The sequence below is a fragment of the Xenorhabdus sp. BG5 genome (assembly GCF_015163665.1).
In the GTDB taxonomy this organism is placed as follows: Bacteria; Pseudomonadota; Gammaproteobacteria; order Enterobacterales; family Enterobacteriaceae; genus Xenorhabdus.
In genome coordinates, this window is sequence record NZ_JADEUG010000024.1 from 1 (window position 1) to 23250 (window position 23250).

25 protein-coding genes are annotated in these 23250 nt (G+C 48.7%); 22 read left to right on the forward strand and 3 right to left on the reverse strand.

Annotated elements, in window-relative coordinates; translation table 11 throughout:
• The first annotated feature begins 220 nt into the window (after positions 1-220).
• From IQ209_RS12700 to ssb, 13 genes are all read left to right on the forward strand, one after another.
• Positions 221-1108, forward strand: a complete 888-nt coding sequence (locus IQ209_RS12700) for a ParA family protein (protein WP_193851645.1) — start codon at positions 221-223, stop codon at positions 1106-1108.
• A 36-nt stretch (positions 1109-1144) separates the two neighbouring features.
• Positions 1145-2509, forward strand: coding sequence for an SPI-7-type island replicative DNA helicase (dnaB-PI, locus tag IQ209_RS12705; protein ID WP_193851646.1), 1365 nt, complete (start codon positions 1145-1147; stop codon positions 2507-2509).
• 3 nt (positions 2510-2512) lie between these two features.
• Positions 2513-4105, forward strand: a complete 1593-nt coding sequence (locus IQ209_RS12710; RefSeq protein ID WP_193851647.1) for a ParB family protein — start codon at positions 2513-2515, stop codon at positions 4103-4105.
• A gap of 80 nt (positions 4106-4185) precedes the next feature.
• On the forward strand, positions 4186-4761 hold the full coding sequence (locus IQ209_RS12715; RefSeq protein ID WP_193851648.1) for a DUF2857 domain-containing protein: 576 nt from the start codon (positions 4186-4188) through the stop codon (positions 4759-4761).
• 20 nt (positions 4762-4781) lie between these two features.
• The gene (locus IQ209_RS12720; protein ID WP_193851649.1) at positions 4782-5039 is read left to right on the forward strand and encodes a hypothetical protein; all 258 of its coding nucleotides are present in this window, start codon (positions 4782-4784) and stop codon (positions 5037-5039) included.
• A 92-nt stretch (positions 5040-5131) separates the two neighbouring features.
• Complete coding sequence (locus IQ209_RS12725; RefSeq protein WP_193851650.1) at positions 5132-6376, forward strand: STY4528 family pathogenicity island replication protein; 1245 nt, start codon at positions 5132-5134, stop codon at positions 6374-6376.
• Between the two features lie 248 nt (positions 6377-6624).
• Positions 6625-8106: an Eco57I restriction-modification methylase domain-containing protein gene (locus IQ209_RS12730; RefSeq protein ID WP_193851651.1), complete on the forward strand. Its 1482-nt coding sequence runs from the start codon at positions 6625-6627 to the stop codon at positions 8104-8106.
• 14 nt (positions 8107-8120) lie between these two features.
• Positions 8121-9107, forward strand: a complete 987-nt coding sequence (locus IQ209_RS12735) for a BsuBI/PstI family type II restriction endonuclease (RefSeq protein WP_193851652.1) — start codon at positions 8121-8123, stop codon at positions 9105-9107.
• Between the two features lie 181 nt (positions 9108-9288).
• Positions 9289-10002, forward strand: a complete 714-nt coding sequence (locus tag IQ209_RS12740; RefSeq protein WP_193851653.1) for a PFL_4669 family integrating conjugative element protein — start codon at positions 9289-9291, stop codon at positions 10000-10002.
• Positions 10003-10015: 13 nt separating this feature from the next.
• Positions 10016-12022 (forward strand): DNA topoisomerase III, encoded by a 2007-nt coding sequence (locus IQ209_RS12745; protein ID WP_193851654.1) that lies wholly within the window; start codon positions 10016-10018, stop codon positions 12020-12022.
• Between the two features lie 314 nt (positions 12023-12336).
• Entirely contained in the window at positions 12337-12801 is a 465-nt protein-coding gene (locus IQ209_RS12750) for an STY4534 family ICE replication protein (protein WP_193851655.1), read from the forward strand.
• 76 nt (positions 12802-12877) lie between these two features.
• Entirely contained in the window at positions 12878-13087 is a 210-nt protein-coding gene (locus tag IQ209_RS12755; RefSeq protein ID WP_193851656.1) for a hypothetical protein, read from the forward strand.
• A gap of 16 nt (positions 13088-13103) precedes the next feature.
• Complete coding sequence (gene ssb / locus IQ209_RS12760; protein WP_193851657.1) at positions 13104-13616, forward strand: single-stranded DNA-binding protein; 513 nt, start codon at positions 13104-13106, stop codon at positions 13614-13616.
• Between the two features lie 60 nt (positions 13617-13676).
• On the opposite strand, the gene IQ209_RS12765 is transcribed toward ssb, so the two are convergent.
• Positions 13677-14327: a hypothetical protein gene (locus IQ209_RS12765; RefSeq protein WP_193851658.1), complete on the reverse strand. Its 651-nt coding sequence runs from the start codon at positions 14325-14327 to the stop codon at positions 13677-13679.
• 287 nt (positions 14328-14614) lie between these two features.
• Positions 14615-15664: an Abi family protein gene (locus IQ209_RS12770; RefSeq protein WP_193851659.1), complete on the reverse strand. Its 1050-nt coding sequence runs from the start codon at positions 15662-15664 to the stop codon at positions 14615-14617.
• A gap of 622 nt (positions 15665-16286) precedes the next feature.
• Here IQ209_RS12770 and IQ209_RS12775 point away from each other — a divergent pair.
• From IQ209_RS12775 to IQ209_RS12800, 6 genes are all read left to right on the forward strand, one after another.
• On the forward strand, positions 16287-16550 hold the full coding sequence (locus tag IQ209_RS12775; RefSeq protein WP_193851660.1) for a helix-turn-helix transcriptional regulator: 264 nt from the start codon (positions 16287-16289) through the stop codon (positions 16548-16550).
• Positions 16551-16725: 175 nt separating this feature from the next.
• Complete coding sequence (locus tag IQ209_RS12780; protein ID WP_193851661.1) at positions 16726-17271, forward strand: PilL N-terminal domain-containing protein; 546 nt, start codon at positions 16726-16728, stop codon at positions 17269-17271.
• Positions 17268-17969, forward strand: a complete 702-nt coding sequence (locus tag IQ209_RS12785; RefSeq protein ID WP_193851662.1) for a TIGR03759 family integrating conjugative element protein — start codon at positions 17268-17270, stop codon at positions 17967-17969. Before IQ209_RS12780 ends, IQ209_RS12785 begins: the two co-directional genes overlap by 4 nt.
• A complete protein-coding gene (locus tag IQ209_RS12790) occupies positions 17945-18484 on the forward strand; it encodes an integrating conjugative element protein (RefSeq protein WP_193851663.1) in 540 nt (179 codons plus the stop codon). The genes IQ209_RS12785 and IQ209_RS12790 overlap by 25 nt, the downstream gene beginning before the upstream one ends.
• Positions 18481-20544 (forward strand): type IV conjugative transfer system coupling protein TraD, encoded by a 2064-nt coding sequence (gene traD / locus IQ209_RS12795; protein ID WP_193851664.1) that lies wholly within the window; start codon positions 18481-18483, stop codon positions 20542-20544. Before IQ209_RS12790 ends, traD begins: the two co-directional genes overlap by 4 nt.
• The gene (locus IQ209_RS12800) at positions 20544-21302 is read left to right on the forward strand and encodes a TIGR03747 family integrating conjugative element membrane protein (protein WP_193851665.1); all 759 of its coding nucleotides are present in this window, start codon (positions 20544-20546) and stop codon (positions 21300-21302) included. The genes traD and IQ209_RS12800 overlap by 1 nt, the downstream gene beginning before the upstream one ends.
• A gap of 89 nt (positions 21303-21391) precedes the next feature.
• Here IQ209_RS12800 and IQ209_RS12805 read toward each other — a convergent pair whose 3' ends face one another.
• Entirely contained in the window at positions 21392-22117 is a 726-nt protein-coding gene (locus IQ209_RS12805; RefSeq protein WP_193851666.1) for a DUF5710 domain-containing protein, read from the reverse strand.
• A 154-nt stretch (positions 22118-22271) separates the two neighbouring features.
• Here IQ209_RS12805 and IQ209_RS12810 point away from each other — a divergent pair, with 154 nt between their 5' ends.
• The 3 genes from IQ209_RS12810 to IQ209_RS12820 all read left to right on the forward strand — a co-directional run bounded on the left by IQ209_RS12810 (position 22272) and on the right by IQ209_RS12820 (position 23246).
• Positions 22272-22601: an RAQPRD family integrative conjugative element protein gene (locus tag IQ209_RS12810; RefSeq protein ID WP_193851667.1), complete on the forward strand. Its 330-nt coding sequence runs from the start codon at positions 22272-22274 to the stop codon at positions 22599-22601.
• Positions 22598-22834: a TIGR03758 family integrating conjugative element protein gene (locus IQ209_RS12815; protein ID WP_193851668.1), complete on the forward strand. Its 237-nt coding sequence runs from the start codon at positions 22598-22600 to the stop codon at positions 22832-22834. Before IQ209_RS12810 ends, IQ209_RS12815 begins: the two co-directional genes overlap by 4 nt.
• A 79-nt stretch (positions 22835-22913) precedes the next feature.
• The gene (locus tag IQ209_RS12820; protein ID WP_228005871.1) at positions 22914-23246 is read left to right on the forward strand and encodes a TIGR03745 family integrating conjugative element membrane protein; all 333 of its coding nucleotides are present in this window, start codon (positions 22914-22916) and stop codon (positions 23244-23246) included.
• The last annotated feature ends 4 nt before the right edge of the window (positions 23247-23250 follow it).

Sequence of the window (23250 nt, forward strand, 5' to 3'; positions counted from 1 at the left end):
TGCAACAGACGAAACTAGACGTAAAAATAAGAAAGGGTGTTGATTTTGCTAGGTTTGACAGAAATTGTTTTACTGGGCTGGACTTCACTGGAAGTTGAAGTGGTGCCCGGACTCGGAATCGAACCACCGACACGGGGATTTTCAATCCCATCGTAAGTTAATTCAATGTAAAATCTCCTAATTTGCCCGATTTGTACGCTTAACTTTAATGAGTGTACAAATGAAGATACTTCCCATCATTTCCCCCAAAGGCGGCGAAGGTAAGTCCACACACGCCGCGAACTTAGCCGGATTTTTTGCTGATTCCGGTCTACGCACTCTCCTGATTGATGCCGATTATTCACAACCCACGTCCAGCAGTATTTTTAACCTGGACTATGAAGCCCCGGCAGGGCTGTATGAATTGTTAATGCAGACGGTGGATCTAAGGGAATCGAAGCGGATCATTTCCCGCTCGACGATCCGTCACCTTGATATCCTTGTTTCCAATGATCCCGATGAACTCCTGCCGACCGCGATGCTACACGCCCCGGATGGTCGTTTGCGTCTGCGCAATATTCTGCAACATCCGCTCTTTCAACAATATGACGTCATTCTGATTGACTCCAAAGGCTCGACCGGCGTGATGACGGAGCTGGTGGTACTGACTGCAACTCAGTATGTGCTGGGGATAATTAAACCCATCCTGCCGGATGTACGGGAGTTCCTGCGCGGTACGTTGCGGATGCTGACCCGACTACAATCCTTTGAAAATTACGGTATTCAGCTACCGTTGATCCAGATACTGGCCAATGGCATTGAAAATACTAATTTAGATCGGGACACGCTCAATGAACTGACCGATATTATCGACCAGCAACGGTATGATGCGTCAGCGTTGGGTGGCAGAAAGGTTTACCAGTTGCTGAAAACCCGGATAGATCTGCTGGATATCTACAAACTGGGGCATGTTCGTGCCCAGCCCGTTCATCGCCTGGAATATAAAACTCCCCGCAAAAGTCCCGCCGCCGCCCAGACCATGCACAGTCTGGCCTGTGAACTGTTCCCCGAATGGGCTGCGAAATTTGATGCTGTGCTGGTCAACCAACCGACGGGGAACGCGCAATGAATGTTATCTGGAATACCGTCAACAGGGAGGTGACCAATGAATCGGGATCATGATGCGTTACAAGCCATCAGTGAATCGGAGCCTAGCTACGCTTATGCCGAAGTGGGCGTGATTGGCGGACTGGTCCTAGAAAATGATCGCTGGGATAGCGTTGTTCAGCTGCTGGCAGCCGACGATTTTTTCTTCCCGGCACACCGAATAATCTATCAGGTTATTGCGGAGCTGAGCGAAAAAAGCTGTCCGTTTGATCTGATCACCCTGACCGACAGGCTGACACAGCGGGGGCAGATAGACAGCGTCGGTGGTTTTGCTTATGTGGCGGAAGTGTGTAAGAACACACCGAGTGCCGCCAATATTGAGGAATATGCCCGCATTGTGGCAGAAAAAAGCCGGTTACGTCAGTTACTGGCACTGGGTAAATCCCTCAGCGCGGAAGTCTTCCAGCCCAATATTCTGTCAGAAACCCTGATTGAGCAGGCAGAAAGTCAGCTGTTTAATCTGGCGGAAAAAGGCGCCGTTCGGCAACATCAGGCTGTGACTCTTCTGCAAGGCGCAGATGCCCTGATTTCCCATCTGGAGCGCATACAGGGCAGCAACGGGATTACCGGTACGCCAACGGGATTTCAGCAACTGGATGAAATGACCTGTGGTTTACAGGCAGGTGACCTCATTTTGCTGGCTGCCCGTCCTTCCATGGGGAAAACCGCGCTGGGGCTGGCCTTTTGTCTTGGTGCACTGCGACATCGGGATGATGCGGTGGTACAGATTTTCAGCCTGGAAATGCCGACGGCTCAGCTGATGCTGCGTCTGTCCGCCATGGAAGGTAGTGTGGCATTAACCGCGCTGCGCAGTGGCCTGCTGGATGATGAACAGTGGGGACGCATCAGCCAGAGTCTGGATCAGTTTGCGCAATGGGATCAGCGGCTGATTATCGATGATTGCAGTCACCAGACCCCCGCGCTATTGCGTGCCCGTGCCCGCCGCTATACCCGCCAATACGGTAAACCTGCCTTGATTATGGTGGATTACGTCCAGTTGATGTGCGCCCCCGGACAGGAAAACCGCACTCAGGAAATTGCCGATATCTCCCGCAGCCTGAAAGCGTTGGGCAAAGAACTGGGTTGTCCCATACTGGCGCTGTCCCAGCTTAACCGGCAAGTCGAAAATCGCCCGGATAAACGTCCCAATAATGGGGATCTGCGCGATTCCGGCTCACTGGAGCAGGACGCTGACTTGATATTGCATCTTTACCGCGATGAAGCCTATCACGAGGAAACCCCGGATATTGGGATTGCCGAAATCATTATTGGTAAGCAGCGTCAGGGACCGACAGGCACGGTGCGTGTGCGGTTTGACGGCCAATATACGCGTTTTTCTGATTTAGATGGCTACAGGAGGTAAATGATGGGACGCAATACATTGAATTTAGGCCATGCTTTGTTACAGCAGGGGCGACAGGCCGTGGCTACCCTTAATGACAGCCCGCCGATGGCGGAAATGCCGATGGTATTGACATTAGATCAGCTACGCCCCAATCCGGATAACCCCCGCACCAGTCGCAACCCGCGTTATGACGATATCAAGGCGTCGATCAAAGCCCGTGGGCTGGATACGGTGCCGAAAGTGACGCGTGATCCGGACGGTGACGAGGCCTACATCTTCAGTGATGGCGGGAATACGCGCTATCAAATTCTGTCCGAGCTGTGGCAGGAAACCGGGGATGAACGTTTTTATCGGGTGCATTGCCTGTTTAAGCCATGGCCGGGGCGTTTACAGTGTGTGATCGGGCATCTGGCGGAAAACGAACTGCGGGGCGATCTCAGCTTTATTGAAAAAGCGTTGGGCGTCTGCAAGGCCAGGGCCATTTACGAGGAACAGAAACAGCAGAAAATCTCTCTGCGGGAACTATCCGCTCTGCTCAGTGAAGCTGGTTTCCCCGTCAGTGCCAGCCATATCAGCCGGATGGAAGATACCGTGCAGTACCTGTACCCGTGGATGTCTAATTTGCTCGGCTCTGGGCTGGGAACACCGCAGATACGCCTTTTATTGGTGTTACGCCAAAATGCAGATATGGTCTGGCAACAGCATGTCACCAGTATAAACACGGAGCCTACCCTGACCTTTGATGAAGTTTTTGGTGCCTGCTGCCGCAAGTTTGATGCGCCGGAGGTTTGGTCACCGGAAATGTTTCGGGATGAGCTGATTGGCGATTTATTGCAGGCCCTGCCACACCCGTTACTCAATTACGACCGCTGGGTACTGGAATTAGATCCGAAGGAAAGTAACCGTCGGCAGCTCTTTGGCGAGCAGGCTACGGCGTTTGAGAGTGTACCGATGCCGGAAGAATCTGAGACGGATAACACGGCGCAGGTTCGAGTGCTAAACAGGGAATCGAATCCACGAATAATTGCTCAACCCGACACTGATAAGGTGCAGGCACCTGAAGTAGAACACGCTCCGGTCGATAAAGCACAAACGCCAGCCACGTCTTCCCGAAAAAATCCGGTTATTCCGCCTTATCAGCCGGATAGCACGAATAACCTGTCTGAACCGGGCTTGCCTGTTCCTGAAGGTGAATGTCTGCATCTTGCCCAAACCGGGCTGGAGCCGGTCAGTTCGGTCTGGGAGATTTCCCCAATGCAGGATGATATCGAGCACCTGCAAAACATGGCATTCCGGCTGGCGTTTGAACTGGCGGAAGTGATGGGCTGTGACAGCGATTTGCTGTCGGAATCGGAGGTGGGTTCGGCGGGATTTGGTCTGGTGAATACGCAAAATGCCCATCCTTTTTCGCGTTTATTGCACACCCTGACCGGAGAAACCACAGCTGGCAGCAGTGAACTGACGCTGAAGGCTGTCCTGATTGGCACCGCCTGGCGGGAAGAATCGCCTCTGCTGGATGATACCCAGGCCGTGAAATTTCTGCGGCTTATCCGGGTTATTCGCCGCTTGCGTGAGCTTCAGCGTGAGATTGTACCGGAGACGTTGACGATGTAGTGATGTCGGTGCGGGGTGCCTGTTTTTCAGTGTGTTGTTCATTCATTGCGTTTTGACTGGCCTGATAATGGAGGAAGTGTATGAATCATTTATCGCATGCCACCAACAGCCTGCTGATGCAGCTGGTGATGGATTTGAAGAACGGCTATATCCGCCGTTGCGAGGCATTGGGGCTGGCACCCGCAGAGATGCTGATGTTGCAGAGCCTGACGATTGAAGACTTGCATTACTTAGGCAACAGCCCGGTGTCGGTGCTGAATGTCCATATTCATCACACTAATTTGGTGCGTCTCTTACAACAGGCACGTATCGAGCAGCAGCGGATGAAACGGATTGACCGGGCACTGGAATTAGGCGGCTCTATTGAGCTGATGCACTATTTTTTTGGCCTGTCCAGTCTGGAAATCGCCGCCCGGCGACGCATCGCCGGCATGGCAGTCCGGCCGGGGCGCGGCTCGCCATTGACGGAAGATGAAAACCGTGACCTGTGGCAGCGCTGGCAGGCGGCAACGATTGCCGATGCGGACAGTGCCGAAGGGCTGGATATCATGATGGAGATGGCTGAACACCATGCGGTCTCGCTGACGTCTGTCTGGCGTGCAGTGAAGGACTGGCAGCAGAGGGGTGAAGCGATGCCGGTAAAAAAACAGGCATAAAACAGGGAATGAAGGAAACGATGTCAGGAAAATTAACGGAAATGATGCCCGGCCTGCATGTGCCCCTGACGGCATCAATGTCATTGCGTCGCAAGGCGCAACATCAGGTGCGATGCTACCAGCGGGGCGAGCGCAATTACGTCCGGCTGAAAGAAAAAGGCAACAGGTATCTGAAAATCAATGTGGGGTTGTTCTGGCGGTTGTTAAGCCGTGATAACGGGCAATCGTGGGAGCTGATGCTCCATGAACGTTACAACAATGAAATTCGTAAATCGTAAATATTGAAGTCGTGTCATTCTGCACCTTGTCTTTGTTACAGGGTGCAGCCCTGACATTATTTTTTAAGGCTTAACGCCGGAGAAATGGGATCATGATAAACCTGTCCGCAGACAGCATAATTGCACATACCATTGCTAAGATGAAAATCCGTCTGGAACAACGCGCGGGCGATGACGTTTCACAACTGCGCAGTGGTCTGCTGTTTATGGGCAATATGCAGGATGCCTATCCCCGCCGCCTGTTACTGGATAACCGCCTGTCGCCGCTGGATAAAACGGGCTGGATGATGATCCGCCTGTATGCACAACAAAATGAAGGGGCGGTTTTCCCCAGCTATGATGAATTGCAGGTGTTGCTGGCTTCACCCTATAAAGGTAAGGCGTCCCGTGAAACCGTCAGCCGGGTATTACTGATGCTGCGAATCACCGGCTGGCTGAGTTTATGCAAGCGCATCCGCGATGAACACGGGCGGGTGCGGGGCAATATCTATGCCCAACACGATGAGCCGCTGACCTGCCGTGATGCCGAAATTCTCGATCCCCACTGGCTGGATACCGTGTCGGAAGCCTGTCGCAGTAAAAACCGCACCATCAGCCAGACGGCCTGGGACGTCCTGACCGATATTAAAGACGACCCGCTGATGCGCCATCGTCACAGTCATATTCGCCTGCTGGAAGAAAGATTGAATGCCGTACAGACGCCGCAGCAAAGCGTCATGCGCCAGAAGCTGGGATCTGAGTTGCGAAAGGAAGCGGTGCAAACCGAACTCAGGGGAATTCAGCTGGGTTCGGAAACCGAACTGAGTCCACTAACGGGGCAGGTTGAGCTGAATTCGGTATCCGAACTCAGTCTTAAATCAACGTCTTATAGTGGATCAGCTAAACCGAACGGTAACGTACGTTCTTTCACACAGAGTGTGAATAAAAAAACGTACGTTGATCAGCAATCAGCCATTTCTCTGCCAGAAGGGCTTTGCAGGCAGCTGGAGCCAGAAGATGCGGTGATGTTAACCCATCAGCTGCAAGCTCTGCCGGTAGAGCAGGGACAAGCGATGTTAAGCAGTCTGGGCAAGGCCTTAAGAGCAGGAAAAATCAGTAATCCGGTGGGATGGCTGTTGGCGATGATGAAGCGAGCCCGTGAAGGGAAATTGTATGCTCAGTCCGGTCAGTCTGACCCCGTTGTTACCGTTGCTGAATCTGCAAGGCAGCATGTTGAATTGATTGATGAAGCTCACCGTTCAGTATCACCATCCTCGCAAGAACATGTGCGCAGTGTAGTGAAGGATATTCGTCAGCGGCTAAATTTAGTGAGATACAATCAGGGTAATGCTGAATAAAAATTGTACGGTGTTGGCAGTGCCAACAGAGATTGAAATTTGTACATTGTTGGCGGTATCAATTGTGACTGAAAATTAATTACTATTAATACTGCGAATAGCGAATAAAAAATGCTCTTTTTGCACTGATTATTGAGTGAATTCTTACTTTATCGCTGGGTTTTTAAGTGTAAACCTACGTATACAATTGAATGAAACATCATGTCAGTCTAGTATCCCCCATGTTTTGTGATTGAAAGGCCACTTTAATGATTGAAGCAATAGAACTTAAACAGTCTGACTACTTAACTGCTAAACCTGAACATTTGAAAAAAGAGTTTGGCCAATATTTCACTGGTAGCGCTGTGGCTGATTATATGGCATCGATGTTAACTTTTGTGGATATCCCAATTGTACGTTTACTTGATGCGGGAGCTGGGGCAGGAATTCTGACCATCCATGCCGCTATGCGATGTTTAGCTCAGGGAAACAAACAGGTTCATGCTGTTTTGTATGAAATTGATAGCGGTATTTTATCTCAATTAGAATCAAATATGCAGCGAGTAGCTGAGACCTTCAAAGAAGCCGATGGTATATTTACTTTTGACATTCGATATGAAGATTTTGTCTTGGCACGGCCTGATCGTAAAGAAGCGCCATTTCATGTGTCTTTAATCAATCCTCCATATTTTAAATATAATACTAAAACGTCTCCCTATGCTGGTGCTACGGCAGATCTATATGCAGGTAATCCTAATATCTATGCTTCTTTTATGGCTATAGTAGCTTCTTGTATGGAAGATGATGGACAAATGGTTGCTATTGTCCCCCGTAGCTTCACTAATGGATTATATTTTAAGGGATTTCGCCATTATTTGAATAGGACAATGAGCCTTGAGAGGATTCACATTTTCCGCTCTCGCAGTCAGCTATTTCGGGAACAGGCGGTACTGCAAGAGAATATTATCTGCTTTTATCGTAAAGCGTCTCAAAACGCTTCTATCAAAGTTTACACTTCAACGGGCTATGATGATCTTAATAAAGATAAAAACAATACTTATCCAGCTGCCCAATTGATAGACACATCGAATGGTTATGAGATCATCCGAATACCAGAGAGTCTGGAAGATGCCCAAATTTTGACTGATGTAGAATACTGGCCATCCAGTTTTGAGAATAATGGTTATTTTATCTCAACAGGTCCAGTAGTAGAGCATCGAACCAAGGAATTTATCATTGAATCAGACAACATCCACGGCAGTATTCCTCTTCTGAGAATGCATAACGTGAAAGCGTTCAAGACAGAGTGGACAGGAGAAAATAAAAAAGATGCCCGATTCATGTTGCTTGATGGTCATGAGAAACATACCTCTAAAAACCAGCCATATGTCATCTTAAAACGTTTTAGTTCTAAGGACGAAAAACGCAGATTGGTTGCTGGAGTGCATGATCCTAGTCATATGCCTGGAAAGCGGATAGCTCTAGAAAATCATTTAAACTATATAGGGCATCAAGACGGGCCACTGAGTCAAGCAGAGGCTTATGGTCTAGCCGTGTTGTTTAACTCTACTTTGTTGGATAAATATTTCCGGTGCATGTCGGGAAATACTCAAGTGAATGCTACAGAGATCAGGCTGTTAAAATTGCCAACGCGTGACATTATTCAAAAGATAGGCATGTCATTCCGATCTAATGAAACAATCATTCAAGAACAGATAGATACACTTTTAGAGTATTTTTTAAAAATATAGGAATATCATCAAAGATGGACAAGAAACAAGAAAAGCTACAGCAGGCTAAGATACTTCTTCAAGCTCTGGGAATGCCAAAAGCACAATACAATGATCGTTCTGCTTGGGTATTCCTTTCTTTGGCCAATATCAAACCTCATGATGATTGGCACCGGGCACAAGCACCTTTATTACCTACTGTGGATATTATGCAATTTATCCGCGAAAACTATGGACAAGATTATAAGCCTAATAGTAGAGAAACAATACGTCGTCAAACTCTTCACCAATTTGAGCAGGCTCGTATTGTTGATCGTAATAGAGATAATCCTTCAAGAGCAACAAACAGTAAGGATAACAATTATTCCTTGAATAAACCTATCCTGGAAATATTACAGGAATTTCCAAGTGGTAGTTGGAAACAAAAAATTGAAGAATATAAAGCTGTATTGCCAAACCTTCAGGAACTCTATCGGCGTAATTTGGATTTATTGAAAATTCCGGTCACACTGCCTAATGGCCAAGAAATTAAATTATCGCCTGGTAAACACAACCAATTACATGCTGATATTGTACATGAATTTTGTCCACGATTTATTGGAAAAGGTGGCAAGGTATTGTACATAGGAGATACAGCGAGTAGTCGTGAAGAGGGAGGGAAATTAATGATATTGGAAACCACCATACTGGAAATGCTGGGGGTTCCTCCTATGTCTCACGATAAACTTCCAGATTTAGTTGTTTACGATGAAAAAAGAGAATGGCTTTTTTTGATTGAAGCGGTAACAAGCCATGGGCCAATATCTCCAAAGCGCAAGTTGGAGTTGGAAAACGTGCTGACAACATGCAAAGTGGGGTTGGTATATGTAACGGCTTTCCCTGATTCTACTGAGTTTAAAAAGAATGCAGCGGATATTGCATGGGAAACGGAGGTCTGGATTGCAGATAATCCTGATCACATGATCCATTTTAACGGTGATCGTTTTTTGGGGCCTCACGATAGTACAGACGAATTGCCATAAATTCCGGTTAAAATTTGCACACTGTTGGCACTGCCAACAGTGACTAAAAAACAATCTTTTTTCATGTTCAATAAAATTCACTCTTTTTCCCGTTGCCCATAACTGGTTATCCATTGAGTTACAGCCTCCTTTGCCCTGATAGTTCCACAGACCTATCAAGGCCAAACAGGAGTCTTTGTGCATGTCTGATTCAGAAGACAAATCACCCTCCCAGCCACGTTTACGCGCTGGAGTCTTAACCTCCTCATTAACGATTGAACTGCATACCCACTATGCGATCCGGCTTTGGGCAGGGCGCAGGCGGGAAGAGATCAGCAATCCACGAAAATTTTCAGGTATTCTCGGGATGCCGCAGGTGATCAAACGCGCGGGCACTATTAGTGTGGATTCTGCTGCCGATAATCCATATGCCGATACCTGGCTGGTGAAGCTGGAACACGCGCTGGAGTCGGCTTTCACCAACCTCCAGCAGAGTATTGCCACTTTGCAGGATACCCTGAATGCTGTACCACAGCAGATCACCTTATCCTCTGTTTCCTCTGTCGAACCGCTGAATATCGGCGTCTACAGCCACTCCCCGTTGGGTTATCGCTGTGTCTGGCTGCTGGTTGGCTATGACCAGCTCGCCATGAAAACGTTTCAGGCTTTCCATTACGGTTTGATTCCACGGGTAGAGCGTGATGCCTTTCTGCACAATGGCAGCCGTGCCATTCGCCAGATTTACGGCATTGTACGTTCCTACCGTTCACTGGCTGTCACCCGGCATGATATTGCGGAAAAAACGTCAGCAGGGCTTGAGGCGGTTAAGCTGTTGGGTGAACCGCATCCCGATATTTTGTCAGGTAAGCAGCGTTCAACGTTCTCCTCCCCATTACGGTCCACAGAACAAGGTTAATGGAGGTGGAAAGATGCCGCTTTATTTGTGTGAAAAGCCCTCTCAGGCCAAAGACATTGCCAAAGTTTTGGGTGTGAAACAGCGCGGGCAGGGATTTCTCTTCGGCTCCGGTATTACTGTCACCTGGGCCATCGGGCATTTGCTGGAGGTCGCTGCGCCCGAACACTATGGCGAGCAATTTGGTCCGCCGTGGCGGATGGATGTACTGCCGGTGTTGCCCGCTCAATGGCAATGGTCGGTAAAAAAAGAGACCGCCGGACAGTTTGCCGTGATCCAGCAATTATTGAAACAGGCCGATGAGGTGATTATTGCCACCGATGCCGACCGTGAGGGGGAAGTGATTGCCCGCGAGTTGCTGGAATATTGCCGTTTCACCGGTCCGGTCAGGCGGCTGTGGCTGTCGGCGCTGGATGAAACCAGTATCCGGCAGGCACTGGCTTCGATATTGCCGGGTGAGCAGACGGCAGCACTCTATCAGGCCGGACTGGGGCGGGCACGTGCCGACTGGCTGACGGGCATCAACCTGACCCGCCTGTATACCCTGAAAGCGCAGGCATTGGGTTTTGGTGAGGTACTGTCCATCGGGCGGGTGCAGACCCCGACACTGGCACTGGTGGTGAACCGGGATAAGGCCATCAATCAGTTTGTGCCAAAATCCTACTGGCAGGTTACGGCGAAGCTGGAAAAAGAGAACCTCCGCTTTCAGGCTAAATGGCTGCCCACAGCGGATGATGGCGATGAAGAGAAACGCTGTATCCGGGAGGCCGTGGCGCAGGCTGTGCAACAACGTTGTCAGCAGGTAACGCAGGCCACCGTGATGGATGTCAGCAAAAAGCGGGAGAAAACCCCGCCCCCACTGTGTTTTGATTTGGGCACGTTGCAGCAGACCGCTTCCCGTCACTGGGGCATGGGGGCGAGTCAGGTACTGGCGATTGCCCAGTCCCTGTATGAAACCCATAAAGCGACCACTTATCCGCGCACGGATTGCGGCTATCTGCCCGTGTCCATGCAGGCTGATATTCCTGTCGTGTTGACAGCATTGGCGCGAACCGACCCGGCTATGACCGCTATTATCAGCCAACTGGATAGACAACTCGTCTCCCGTGTCTGGGATGACACAAAAATCACGGCTCACCATGCCATTATTCCCACGCGTCACGTCTTTGATATCATCCGGTTAACGACCGATGAGCTAAAAATCTACCAGCTTATCCGTCAGTATTACCTGGCACAATTTCTTCCTGCTCAGGAAACCGATGTAACTGAGGTAACGCTGGATATCGGCGGGCAATTATTCCGGGTAAAAGGTCGGGTTAATGTGATTACGGGCTGGAAAGCGCTGTTTACCGATGAGGCGGGAGAGAATGGAAAGGAGGAAGAAAAGGAAGCCGATTTACCGCTACCGGCCCTTAATCAGGGCGACCGGTGTCAGGTGATTGAGGCGAACATTCAGTCACTCCATACCAAACCGCCGGCACCGTTTACTGAAGGGACGTTGATTGCCGCGATGAAAAATGCCGCCAGTCTGGTCAGTGATCCGCAACTGAAACAAATCTTGCGAGAAAGTGCCGGGTTAGGTACAGAAGCGACCCGGGCTGGGATCCTGGATACCTTGTTTAAACGCCAGTTAATTGAGCGGAAAAAGAAAGCGATCCACGCGACGCCATTGGCGCAGGAACTGATTGCCGGATTGCCAGAGGTACTGACCAATCCAGGCATGACCGCGTTATGGGAGCAGTCGCTGGAGGATATTGCGCAGGGTAAGACATCACTGGCGGTTTTTATGCAAAAACAGGCGCAGTGGATTTTGCATTTAGTCGAACGGGGTAAGGCACAACCCCTTCATCTGACGTTGCCGAAAACCCCGGCCTGCCCGAACTGTGGCGGCCGGATGCGGCAACGGCAGGGAAAAACCTCGCCGTTCTGGGGTTGCGTGAACTATCCAGCCTGTAAAGGCATGCTGAATGACAAAGCGGTCACGCAATCGCGCAAAGTCAGGCGGGCAAATCAACGGACATGAAGATCTGGTTGTTGATTGACGTGCTGACGGGATGCTTTAAGAATCAACCTGTTTCTTAAATGATCGAGGAGCCTGTAACGATCGCCTCCGGGTGGCTGTAAAACTCCCGTAGCCTGAAAGGGAGTGCCTCAACGCGGTACATCTGCCCACCTTTGGAAGCAGATATTGTCAGTCCAACGACAATGAAGGTTCATTATTCTTTATCAGAACGTCAGCAACGTACCTGTCTGACACCCGGCGGGGAAAATCATTCCCGTCAGGGAAGGGGATTTTCTCCGTTGCACCTTATTCTTTACCTCCATGGAGAAAATCGTATGTCTGAGAACGCAACTTCGTTAACCAAAAATGACTATTTCAACCTGAATATTAAAGGGTTGGGCTATTTGAATAATATCCGCCATGTCAGCACGGCCAATGGCACGTTCCTGAGCTGCGTGATCAATGCGTTAAATGGTCCCAGTGATAATCCGGTCTATGTGCGTTTTGATATTACCGTGGTCGGCAAGGAGGCGACCAGTCTGATCGCCCGTTGCCAGAAATCGGTGGATGAGGACAAAAAAGTGTTGCTGGGCTTCACCTTAAGCAACCCGTCTACCGATATTTTCACCCTGAAACGCGGGGATCATGCTGGTGAACAGCGCGTTAGCCTGAAAGCCCGTTTGATCAAGGTGGACTGGATTAAAATCGGTCAGAACAAAGTCTATCAGGCCGAACAGCCCGACTCGACACCGCCACAGAACGGTGTCTCACAAACAGAATATGCAGAAAACTCTTTCTGATATTTGTTATCCCTTTGACTTGCCCTGAATCGTCGTATTCAGGGCAGGTCCCTTTATCAAATAACAGGATACCGCTATGAATGTTGCACCAATTGGTTTTCTGGCACTGCAATATTGTCATAAGCAATTACCGTTAACGGTGTTGCAAACCCGTGCGGGCTTTTATATCGGCACGACAGAGGGCGGCGTACCCTGCTCCCGTGAGTCTATGGAATATTTTGCCAGCCGTGAACAGGCGGAGTTTGCCCTGAAACAAGGGCGCTGGACACAACGTCAGTCATCGTAACAGAGAGGAAATGGGTATGTCTTCACGTGGAATTAACAAGGTGATTTTAGTCGGTTTCCTGGGGCAAGCTCCGGAAATCCGCTACTTGCCTACCGGTGGCACTGTAGCAACGCTGTCACTGGCGACCTCCGAAAACTGGCGGGATAAACAAACGGGCGAAATTCGGGAGAAAACCGAATGGCACCGGGTGGTAATTTTCGGCAAGTTAGCGGAAATCGCGGCGGAATACCTGCAAAAAGGCGCTCAGGTCTATATTGAAGGCCAGTTGCAAACGCGCAAGTGGCAGGATCAACAAGGGCAGGATCGCTATTCAACCGAAGTGGTAGTGAGTGTCAATGGCACGATGCAGATGCTGGGAAGTCGTGGCGATGTAAAACAGGCGGCTGCTCAGCAGGTGGGGCATAAGCCAGCACCGAAGCCACAGCCTTCCCAACCCGCCAATAAGGAAAGAAAGGCGACTCCGGCAGTGCAACCTGCTGCATTACCGGAAGAAGAGGAAATGGATTGGGATTCGGAGATCCCGTTCTGAGTGTTTTTTATCATTAACAGATTGCCCTGTAATAACAGGGCTTGTTTTCTATAACGCTATTTATTTGAATTCACTCGCATCTATTTGTGCTAATTTATTAGCGTAATCTTGCATTTTTTTTCTTTTAGGTAGCTTATTATAAAACCAAAGCCATGAAAGTTCTGTTACTGCTACTAGTACATAGGGAAAGATATGACTTGTTTCGGGTTTTGAAGAGAATTGAAATACCGATATACAGATTGATGATAACATTAATAGCAATGAAATTATTGATATAAAAAGGTATGTTCTCCGGTCTTTTGTATATCGCTGGAAATCTATGGAAAATTTTTTATCTTCGTGATTTATGTATGTCACTATTTCTTTTAATTGGCCTTCAAGAATATCGCATCTATATGGCTTAGATAATAAAAACATATAAATTCTTCGACTATTGTAATCTCGTATTCCTGTCAATTTAATGAGCAAAATATCTTTTGTTTTTCTTTTTATAAAATTAAATTCAATGGTGTTTTCTTCTTTGGAGAAAGATATATAATCGTCACCATATTTTTTGTATTTATTTAATGCCAGGTCTTTAAATGAAGAAAGTAGCTCTCTAATCTCTTTGTTTTTCATGAATAAAAGGATAAAAATAATTATTATGACTAAAGAAATGTTTCCCTCAGCAATGCTTTTTGATAATTCTTTTGTTTCATTTATGAACGACATAACACGCCTTTTCTCAGATGTTGTAAGTAAAGATAGGTTACTTCATAGTATGAGTTTGCATAAAATTCATGTGATATTTTTTTGTTTTTTTAACTAATTCACAAATTTTTTCTCTATGTCAATGTAATGAATATTTCTTATTATGATAAGAATTGATTATTCAATTTTAAATAATAACTTCATTAAATCGACTATTTGCATTTCTCCATCAAGTATTGAAAACAGCATGATTACAGATTGAACTTTGTTATAAATCACCGTGTGCTAATAGATCTTTGAGTCAAATTTTACGCTCTGGTGATCCTTTTTGCATTGGGATAACGTCCAGTGCTTGACTCTGGGTAATATTTCACTAAATCATGTTGTTGATATGCACCAATTCCATCATGAAGTTCTTCTTTTCTTCCAAAAAATATCGCCTTATCTTTTTTGCTTTTTATCAATATATGATTATCAGCAATGTGAATAATTTCACCAATATGAGAAGAGTCTAAAGTTATGGCTTTTCCCCATTCTTTATTGATTGGTAATGAGGGTATGCCAATAGGAAGTTGTTTATTTTTCCAGAGTGCATGGATACTGCATAATTCTGCCATTTTTTGATTATTTTCGATAATATCCAACAGTTTCATATTTGAAGGATTTATCCAATAGATTACCTTTAAACAGCGTTCATAGTGCTCAATAACTTTGTTGATAATATCTTCAACTTGATAAGCTCTTTGATCACGCCATAATGGTTCATGGTGAGAAAGTCGGTTGCGAATTTTATTAATTTCCTTTAGCTCATTACCAATACTGTTAATTGATAATGGGCGGCCTGTTTGTGTATTCAAGGCCTTAGGGAAAACCAACCCTCTCAAATGTGGCCAAAGAACTAAGTAAGTTTTTTTTTGAACGTCAAATTCATTTCTTACCATCGATACCCAAAAACCAAATGTCAGCTTGGCGATAATATTTTCAGGTGTATGCGGCTTTTTTTCTTGATCTAATTGCTTCAGTGCTGCTTGAATGCCTTTATAAGCACCTGGGTTATTCTGTTGTGTGAAAGCCGTAACGAACCAACTACGATCTATTTTGGACTTTTTTTCTTCCCAGACATGGCTGGCAAACTTGTGCTCAATATGTTTTTCTTCATACTGGATGTAAGATTGATAGATGGCGTTACGTAGTGAAATCTCAATGACCTGCAACGCAGGTAAGAAAACACTGGCCAGCTGTTTATTCCACAGATAAATGCCCAGACACTGTTCAGAAGATGTTCCACCAAGGATAGGAGACTGATAGGTGGCAAATCTAGAAGCAGATAGCGATTTAGTAATTGCTTCAATAGTCATTGTGTTACTATGTCCTTTGTGAATTTAGTGTAGTATACCGTTGTTTTATTTAGATATACACGGTGCAAGAACACACGTTGACCCATTTTATTGCGTGATGTATAATCTGTAGTCAGAGGAAACTCTACTTGTGTAAGCACCCGCCCCTACTCATCGTGACGGTCGGAGTGTGGAGAATATTTTTCAAAAAAGGCTCCTTCAGGAGCCTTTTTTGATCCTGATTTACAGTATGCCAGCGATTATTGATAGCTATTTATTTTTCTGTTCGTTATTTGGAATTATCAGGGCAGTATAATGAGTGGTACTTTACTGATATGGCAGCATAATAATCTAAAATAATTACCTTAACTGCCTAATTTACTTGTTAAAGTTACCTGTTCGATTATTGAATTCGATAACTCAATCGGTTAAAGTGAAAATGCTATCGGCAAAATCCGATAGTGAGGAATCTCAGGCCTCTAAGAACTATCCACTGGTAGGATGTTTCTACCAGTGTGTCTGCTATCGCTCCTTCAATGGCGGTTCAGGCAGGGGAGGCTTCGGCCTCGCCGGTGGATAGTTCCCGGTACCTGAGAATCCCTGTCTGAACTACCACCAATAATCAACAGAAGGGGAAGCAGGTATGACTCACACTCAACCAGACTGGCACCCAGCCGAAATTATTTGTGCATTACGCAAGCGTGGTATGACTCTCGCCAAATTATCCCGCGAATCGGGACTCAGTTCTTCTACACTGGCAAACGCCCTGTCCCGCCCATGGCCGAAAGGTGAATATATTATTGCCACCGCGCTGGAGGTGGCACCGTCTGAAATCTGGCCCAGTCGCTACTTTGATCGCCAGGGTAATTTGCTTGAACGAAAAGCGCGTAAATCGGTGGCTGAATAATGTGCCGTTATCACCCATGACACGTAATACGATAATCCCGATTCAGGGTTTATCCATTATGTCCTATTACGCCATTTTTATTTTCAGCAAACACAGTTGAGTTGTTCATTGAATACAGCACAGGGTTCCTTGCATAGTCAGGATGATTTTACGACTGAGCAGGAACCTATTTGGTATGAAAATAACGGTGTTAATCGGCTTAATGGCGGTAATACTGACGGGATGCACGACTCCCGCAGAACAACCGTTACCTCAGCCTTCCCAAAATAGTTTGTCTTCCGTCACATTGACACGCAATGTTCAACCGGTTTCACCGGATATTTATCAGCCAATGCCTGAAGTTGTCCGCTACGGGCGTTATTTACTGGTGAGTACCGACCCGACAGCGGCACAACGTGACCCACTTTCCCAACGGATTCATATTCAGCTCCCCGTTTCCCAGAATCCCACGGTTGCTGATGCCATGCGCTATGCATTGCGTCAATCGGGTTATTCGTTATGTACGCCGGGAAAAACCAATGCCATCTTATACCGCCAGCCGTTGCCGTCGGTGCACCATCAGTTAGACGCTGTCCGTTTGCGTACCGCGTTGCAAATTATGGCCGGTCCGGCCTGGCAACTGGACGTCGATGAGGTGCAGCGTATGGTGTGCCACCATCTGCGGCCGGACTATCAGTTACCAATTCCGGCTAAACCATCACAGCAGGAAGGCGTTTCATGATATTTAACCGAATCGGTCTATTGACATGGTTGTTGCTGAGCAATTCGGTTTGGGCGGCAACATCGACACCGTTAGCTTCGCAGCAGACACAATCGACAGAAAGCCAGCAGCACTCCCTGAAAAGTCAGGCTGAACAGTGGCAGTTAAGTGTCGATGAATACCAGCGTTACCAGCAACTGATGAAGGGACCACGGGGTATCCAGTCGCCGGGGCTTGATCCGCTGACCACATTAGGCATTGAAGCCGACAGTGATACCGAACGCCGCCGTTATGCCGAACAGTGGGTCAGGGCGGAATTCGTCCGTACAGAGAAAGAGTTGCGCTTCCAGCGGGAAGTGGATGCGGCGTGGCAACGTCTGTTTCCGGATGTGTTGCCGGTCAATATGACAACATCCCGCGAGACAAGTGGCCGTCTGGCGTTGTTTGTCAGAGTCAAAGATTGCCCACCCTGTGAAACCCGTTTGACCGAAGTCCTGGCGGCTAACCAGCCTGTCGATATTTATCTGGTTGACAGTCAGGGTAATGACGACACATTACGCCAATGGGCCAAAAACTATCATATCCCTGTTGAGCGGGTACGTCACCGGCAAATCACGCTGAATCATGATGCGGGGTACTGGTTTCGGTTTGGCAAGGGGCTAATGCCAGTACTACTGAGGCAAGGAGAGCAGGGATGGCACATCACATCATTACAATAAAACGGCTGAGCCTGTTACCTATTGTCGGTCTGTTATGGATGAGTGCCTGTCAGGCTGAACTGAACGTGATTGCCGATTTAGGCGGCAAAGAGGCTGCACCCTTTTATGCAGGTATTCATGCCCAGTCAGATAATGTCACTTTGCCGCCACAGCATTTTTCACCCGAGCAGGCCGGTGAAGCTGCCATGTTACCGGTGAAAACACCGGAATTGACACCAGGAAAAGTGACAAGCCGACCACTGCAACTGCCGGGCATTGGCGCGTTATTTCTGATGGGTGATGACGCTGATTCACGTCAGTGGTTAAGCCAACATGCTGTACGGCTTAAGCAATTGCACGCCGTGGGTCTGGTCGTTAATGTCAGTGAGATAGCAGGCTTACAGTCACTGCGCGCATTAGCGCCGGATGTATTGTTATCACCCGCTTCCGGTACAGAGCTGGCTCGCCGTTTGCAATTGCGACATTATCCGGTGTTAATCACCGAAACTGTGCTCTCTCAACAGTTATCACCATGAGCCGCCGTTATGTTGTCGAAGCCCTGCTACGTCCTGCCGTCGAGCTGAATACCGCGGTGGTTTCCGCCGTTGCCGCGTTTGTCTGTATCCGGGCACCCTGGGCCATTGCACTGGCACCCTCAGTCAGTGATGTGATGGCAGGCGGTTTTGCGGTATTAGCGATGATACGCACGTGGCAGGGCATTCAGGTACTCCGCTATCGCAGAAACCTGCGCCGTTTGCCACGTTACCAGATGAGCACAAAACAGATCCCCGTCAGCCATCAGCACCTGTTTTTGGGTAAGGGATTTCGCTGGCAGCAGAAGCATACCCAGCGTTTGCAGGATACACGGCGGCCGGAGGTCGAACGCTTTGTGCAACCGTCCCGGCGCTATCAGTTGGCCCGTTTACTGGAGCACCGAACTGAATACCGTTGGCCGACGTTCTCAAATCTGTTACGCAAAGATTCGCCACTTAATCCGGTGCGCCCTTTGCCACCGGTTGGCGGCAATCCCATGATCCACGGTATTGAGCCACAGGAAGCTGAAGTGTTTATGGATCTGCGCGAACGGGTCGGGCATACACTGGTGATGGGCACGACTCGCGTGGGAAAAACCCGGCTAGCTGAATTGCTGATAACCCAGGATATCCGGCGCGGTGAGGTGGTGATTGTCTTTGATCCCAAAGGGGATGCGGATCTGTTAAGGCGCATCTGGGCGGAAGCGCACCGGGCAGGGCGTGGCAATGAACTTTCCCTCTTTCATCTGGGCTGGCCGGAAATTTCCGCGCGTTATAATGCCGTTGGGCGGTTTGGCCGGGTATCAGAAGTGGCTTCCCGTCTGGCGGGGCAGCTCAGTGGTGAAGGCAATAGTGCCGCATTCCGTGAGTTTGCCTGGCGGTTTGTCAATATCGTTGCCCGTGCGTTGGTGGCACTGGGGCATCGGCCGGATTACACGCTGATTACCCGTTACGTCAATAATATCAGCGAACTGTATCAGCTCTATGCCACGAAAATGCTGGCAGAGCGACAACCCGCACTGCTGGCACAAATCAGTCAGTCCCTTGGCAAACTGAAAGAAAAAGATATCCCGCGCAATATGCAGGGGCAGCCGGATGCGCTGCGACTCTGGGCGATGGAAATCACACTAAGTTCGGAGGCAGGCAAACAACTCTATGATCCCATTCTGGACGGATTACGCTCTGCCGTGCGTTATGACCGCACCTATTTTGATAAAATTGTTGCCTCTCTGCTGCCGCTGCTTGAAAAGCTGACCACCGGCAAAATTTCAGAATTACTCTCGCCGGATTATCTCAATATGTCAGATTTGCGCCCCATTTTCGACTGGGAACAGGTGATCCGCAAAAACGGTATCGTCTATATCGGGCTGGATGCGCTGTCTGACAGCGATGTGGCCTCAGCTGTGGGTAACAGCATGTTTGCCGATTTGGTCAGTGTCGCGGGGCAGATTTATAAATATGGCATGAATGCGGGCTTGCCCGTTCGCCATGACGGCAAGCTGGCGATTAACCTGCATTGTGACGAATTCAATGAGCTGATGGGGGATGAATTTATCCCGCTCATCAATAAAGGCGGTGGCGCCGGTATGCAGGTCACGGCCTATACCCAGACTTCCTCCGATATCGAAGCCCGTATCGGCAGCCCGGCGAAAACCGCGCAGGTGATCGGTAACTTCAATACCCTGATTATGCTGCGGGTGCGGGATAACCGGACGGCGGAATTGCTCACCAGCCAGTTGCCTGAAGTGGAAATTTACAGTAAGACCCTGGTCTCGGGGCATTCGGATATTGCGGATGTCGAACAGGGACAGGATTTTACCTCGTCCACGCAGGACAGGGTAGGCACCATCAAAACGCCGCTGATCACCCCTGCTGAGATGATTAACCTGCCAAAAGGACAAGCCTTTGCCTTACTGGAGGGCGGTCAGTTGTGGAAAATTCGCATGCCCTTGCCCACCGGGGATGACGACAATGCCCTGATGCCGGCGAGTTTGCAGAAAATCGCCGAACAGATGCGACGGCACTACTGTACCGGTGAAGCCTGGTGGGAAGAGAAAGCATAATGGCGCAGTCAGAACCGGCTTCCCGTCAATCCACTCAACCCCCGCGCAAGCAGGGCCTGCTGTATCGTGTGTTATGGGAATGGCCGTGGCAACTCATCGGCTTTATTATGATGTCGTGGCTATTCAGCCTGTTACTGGAGTATCTCGGGATGACCTTTCTCTGGCAGGATGAAGGCGCCTCTCACAGCCAGACAATGATGAACACCGAACTGCAATTTTTATCCACGGAATTTACCCAGAGCCTGCTGTTGTCAGAACCTTCAAAAACAATCTCTCACTGGCTGGTAGAAGCGTATCAATGGCTGTTTGTGGACAGTGGTTTTATGCACTGGATACAGGGGCAGCGGCAATATCCACTCAATCACAGCAATGATTTTAGGCGTGAATTCAATGCCGTATTACAGGGGGTATCAGGCTATTTGCAGGAATATGGGCTGGCCACAGTGTTTATCACGATGGTGACGTTGATCCGGATAGCGATCCTGCTGTTATCCGTTCCGCTGTTTGTGATGGTGGTTTTAGTCGCAGGGGTTGACGGGCTGGGACGGCGGGATTTACGCCGTTATGGCGCAGGGTATGAGTCGAGTTTTGTCTATCATCATGCCAAACGAGGAATTAAGCCGGCCTGCACCCTTCCTTGTGTACTGTATCTATCGTGGCCGGATGTGGTGTATCCGGCGGTAATACTGTTGCCGGCAGCATTACTTTTGGGGATGGCGGTCGTGATCACCACCTCGATGTTTAAAAAATACATTTAAACTGCTGGACGATGGCAGGCAAAACGGGTTTTTGTTTTGTATGTCATCGTCAGCAGACAAGCCGCTTGGCGGCGCGTCAGTCTTCCCGGTTAATGCGGATACTTTGATGGCGCATTGACTACCTGCGTCATCCATTCAAACCAATCTCCGGCAGTATAGGCGCCCTTGTTTGCGCTCAGCACCGTATTTTCCATATCAATATGAAAACGCTGGTGCGAGATATCCTGACAATAGCCCATAAAAGGCTCGTCGATACGATGAAGCTGAATGGCGGCGGCTTCCTTTCTGGAGGAAGGAAAAAACGCCCCGCCGACCTCCGCAAACATGTCCGCATCATCCTGTTGTGCACCACAATGTTCGCAGTGGTTTATCCAGTGTGTTCGGCGTATTCGCCGCCCCACTGTTTTGCGCAAAGTGTGGTGAAAGCCAGATAATACATTGCGCACGGTGGTGGGAATGTCGGCGACATAAAAGAGAAACGCCGGGCTGTCCTGCTCTGAGTAGTCAACTTCAGCGTTGGTTTCGTCGTCGTCATCTTCTTCATCGTCATCATCCGTTTCCAGCATTTTATGCCCGGAAGGCAACATAAATGCGGTGACGGTGGTGTGTTCATGGCAGTGTGGGCACGGCGTCCGGGTTTGGGCGAGATACCAAAAGGCCGCATGCACATTGTAGAACGGTAACCAGTGCATAAACGGGGTCGGGTCAAAACTGTCGTCGATATACCAAATTTGGGCGGCTGCATCCCAGTGTGCGCCCAATTTGCGTGCCTTCTCGTGTTCTTCATCGGGGACATTTAAATCAATCCGCAGCATATTATTCCTTTATTCTTCATGGTTAAGTCTTGGCTAAATACGTTAGTCAGACTATTTAGCTAATTTTCACCAAAGTATAAAGAGTTTATTGCTGACCGTCGGTAAAAAACGCCGCATCCTTGGCATTTTGGAACCCATCATAAGGGGAGTGTTTATGCGCGGTGGTTTTTCGATATCCTGTTCTGCCTGCCTGCTGGGATTGACCATGTTGTGTATGCCGCTTGCCCATGCGGCCGAAAAAGACGAACTGGCGAGTGCAAAGCGTCTGATTGAACAGGTGCAAATGGCACTGGAGCGCGCCAGCATCGCAGAAAAGCAATCAGATACCTCAAAACTTCCTCGTTATGACTTTGATTATCAGCGCATCCAGGCTGATCTCAGCACCCTCAAAGCCGGTATCGATCACTACCTCACGCCTTCCCGCGACCAGCCCCATGAATCCGGCGCGTTATCCGGCCATTACCGTCAGGAAAACCCGCAATGACGCAGGCACAACGCAATGCTTTTGAAGTGGCCTCTGGGCATTTTGATATCACGTTTCTGTATCTGGTGTGCGTCGGGTTTTTCCTGGCTACCTTGTTTTTCTGGGCGGCCTGGGCTGCGGTGGATGTCTGGAGTGGCTGGGCGAATGAAAAAGTGCGTAATCAGACCCTCAGCCAGTTTGCCATTCGAATCACAGTATTGCTGGTCGTAGCTATCTGGATGTTTGCCAGTTAATGCAGAGAATACGATGAAAAGGAACAGAGTCAATATGAAACACATTTTTACCGTCTGCCAGCGTATCAGTACGAGCCTGATGGCCAGAATAAACGCCTTTCTTTTATTATGCAGCCTTTCCTGTGAATCAGCCTGGGCGGATTTACCCGCTATCGAGCCACCGAAAAGTGGCGGTGGTGGCGGATTGCTGGGACAGGCGAAAGGGTACGCGCAGGATGGCATTGTGATTGGCGGGCTGATTTTATCCGCGGTGGCGTTCTTTAAGGTTGCTTCGGCTGCCGTCGAAACCTTTTCCGAAGTGCGGGATGGCAAATCGACCTGGACCCAGTTTGGCGCCATCGTCGTGGTCGGCGTGGTGCTGTTGGTTGCCGTGATTTGGCTGCTGTCGAAATCGGCCAGTATCATCTTTTAAGGCC

Bases quoted from the DNA above. Each gene is read 5' to 3' on its own strand.
- IQ209_RS12700 (WP_193851645.1), top strand. From the start codon at position 221: ATGAAGATACTTCCCATCATTTCCCCCAAAGGCGGCGAAGGTAAGTCC.
- dnaB-PI (WP_193851646.1), top strand. From the start codon at position 1,145: ATGAATCGGGATCATGATGCGTTACAAGCCATCAGTGAATCGGAGCCT.
- IQ209_RS12710 (WP_193851647.1), top strand. From the start codon at position 2,513: ATGGGACGCAATACATTGAATTTAGGCCATGCTTTGTTACAGCAGGGG.
- IQ209_RS12715 (WP_193851648.1), top strand. From the start codon at position 4,186: ATGAATCATTTATCGCATGCCACCAACAGCCTGCTGATGCAGCTGGTG.
- IQ209_RS12720 (WP_193851649.1), top strand. From the start codon at position 4,782: ATGTCAGGAAAATTAACGGAAATGATGCCCGGCCTGCATGTGCCCCTG.
- IQ209_RS12725 (WP_193851650.1), top strand. From the start codon at position 5,132: ATGATAAACCTGTCCGCAGACAGCATAATTGCACATACCATTGCTAAG.
- IQ209_RS12730 (WP_193851651.1), top strand. From the start codon at position 6,625: ATGATTGAAGCAATAGAACTTAAACAGTCTGACTACTTAACTGCTAAA.
- IQ209_RS12735 (WP_193851652.1), top strand. From the start codon at position 8,121: ATGGACAAGAAACAAGAAAAGCTACAGCAGGCTAAGATACTTCTTCAA.
- IQ209_RS12740 (WP_193851653.1), top strand. From the start codon at position 9,289: ATGTCTGATTCAGAAGACAAATCACCCTCCCAGCCACGTTTACGCGCT.
- IQ209_RS12745 (WP_193851654.1), top strand. From the start codon at position 10,016: ATGCCGCTTTATTTGTGTGAAAAGCCCTCTCAGGCCAAAGACATTGCC.
- IQ209_RS12750 (WP_193851655.1), top strand. From the start codon at position 12,337: ATGTCTGAGAACGCAACTTCGTTAACCAAAAATGACTATTTCAACCTG.
- IQ209_RS12755 (WP_193851656.1), top strand. From the start codon at position 12,878: ATGAATGTTGCACCAATTGGTTTTCTGGCACTGCAATATTGTCATAAG.
- ssb (WP_193851657.1), top strand. From the start codon at position 13,104: ATGTCTTCACGTGGAATTAACAAGGTGATTTTAGTCGGTTTCCTGGGG.
- IQ209_RS12765 (WP_193851658.1), bottom strand. From the start codon at position 14,327: ATGTCGTTCATAAATGAAACAAAAGAATTATCAAAAAGCATTGCTGAG.
- IQ209_RS12770 (WP_193851659.1), bottom strand. From the start codon at position 15,664: ATGACTATTGAAGCAATTACTAAATCGCTATCTGCTTCTAGATTTGCC.
- IQ209_RS12775 (WP_193851660.1), top strand. From the start codon at position 16,287: ATGACTCACACTCAACCAGACTGGCACCCAGCCGAAATTATTTGTGCA.
- IQ209_RS12780 (WP_193851661.1), top strand. From the start codon at position 16,726: ATGAAAATAACGGTGTTAATCGGCTTAATGGCGGTAATACTGACGGGA.
- IQ209_RS12785 (WP_193851662.1), top strand. From the start codon at position 17,268: ATGATATTTAACCGAATCGGTCTATTGACATGGTTGTTGCTGAGCAAT.
- IQ209_RS12790 (WP_193851663.1), top strand. From the start codon at position 17,945: ATGGCACATCACATCATTACAATAAAACGGCTGAGCCTGTTACCTATT.
- traD (WP_193851664.1), top strand. From the start codon at position 18,481: ATGAGCCGCCGTTATGTTGTCGAAGCCCTGCTACGTCCTGCCGTCGAG.
- IQ209_RS12800 (WP_193851665.1), top strand. From the start codon at position 20,544: ATGGCGCAGTCAGAACCGGCTTCCCGTCAATCCACTCAACCCCCGCGC.
- IQ209_RS12805 (WP_193851666.1), bottom strand. From the start codon at position 22,117: ATGCTGCGGATTGATTTAAATGTCCCCGATGAAGAACACGAGAAGGCA.
- IQ209_RS12810 (WP_193851667.1), top strand. From the start codon at position 22,272: ATGCGCGGTGGTTTTTCGATATCCTGTTCTGCCTGCCTGCTGGGATTG.
- IQ209_RS12815 (WP_193851668.1), top strand. From the start codon at position 22,598: ATGACGCAGGCACAACGCAATGCTTTTGAAGTGGCCTCTGGGCATTTT.
- IQ209_RS12820 (WP_228005871.1), top strand. From the start codon at position 22,914: ATGGCCAGAATAAACGCCTTTCTTTTATTATGCAGCCTTTCCTGTGAA.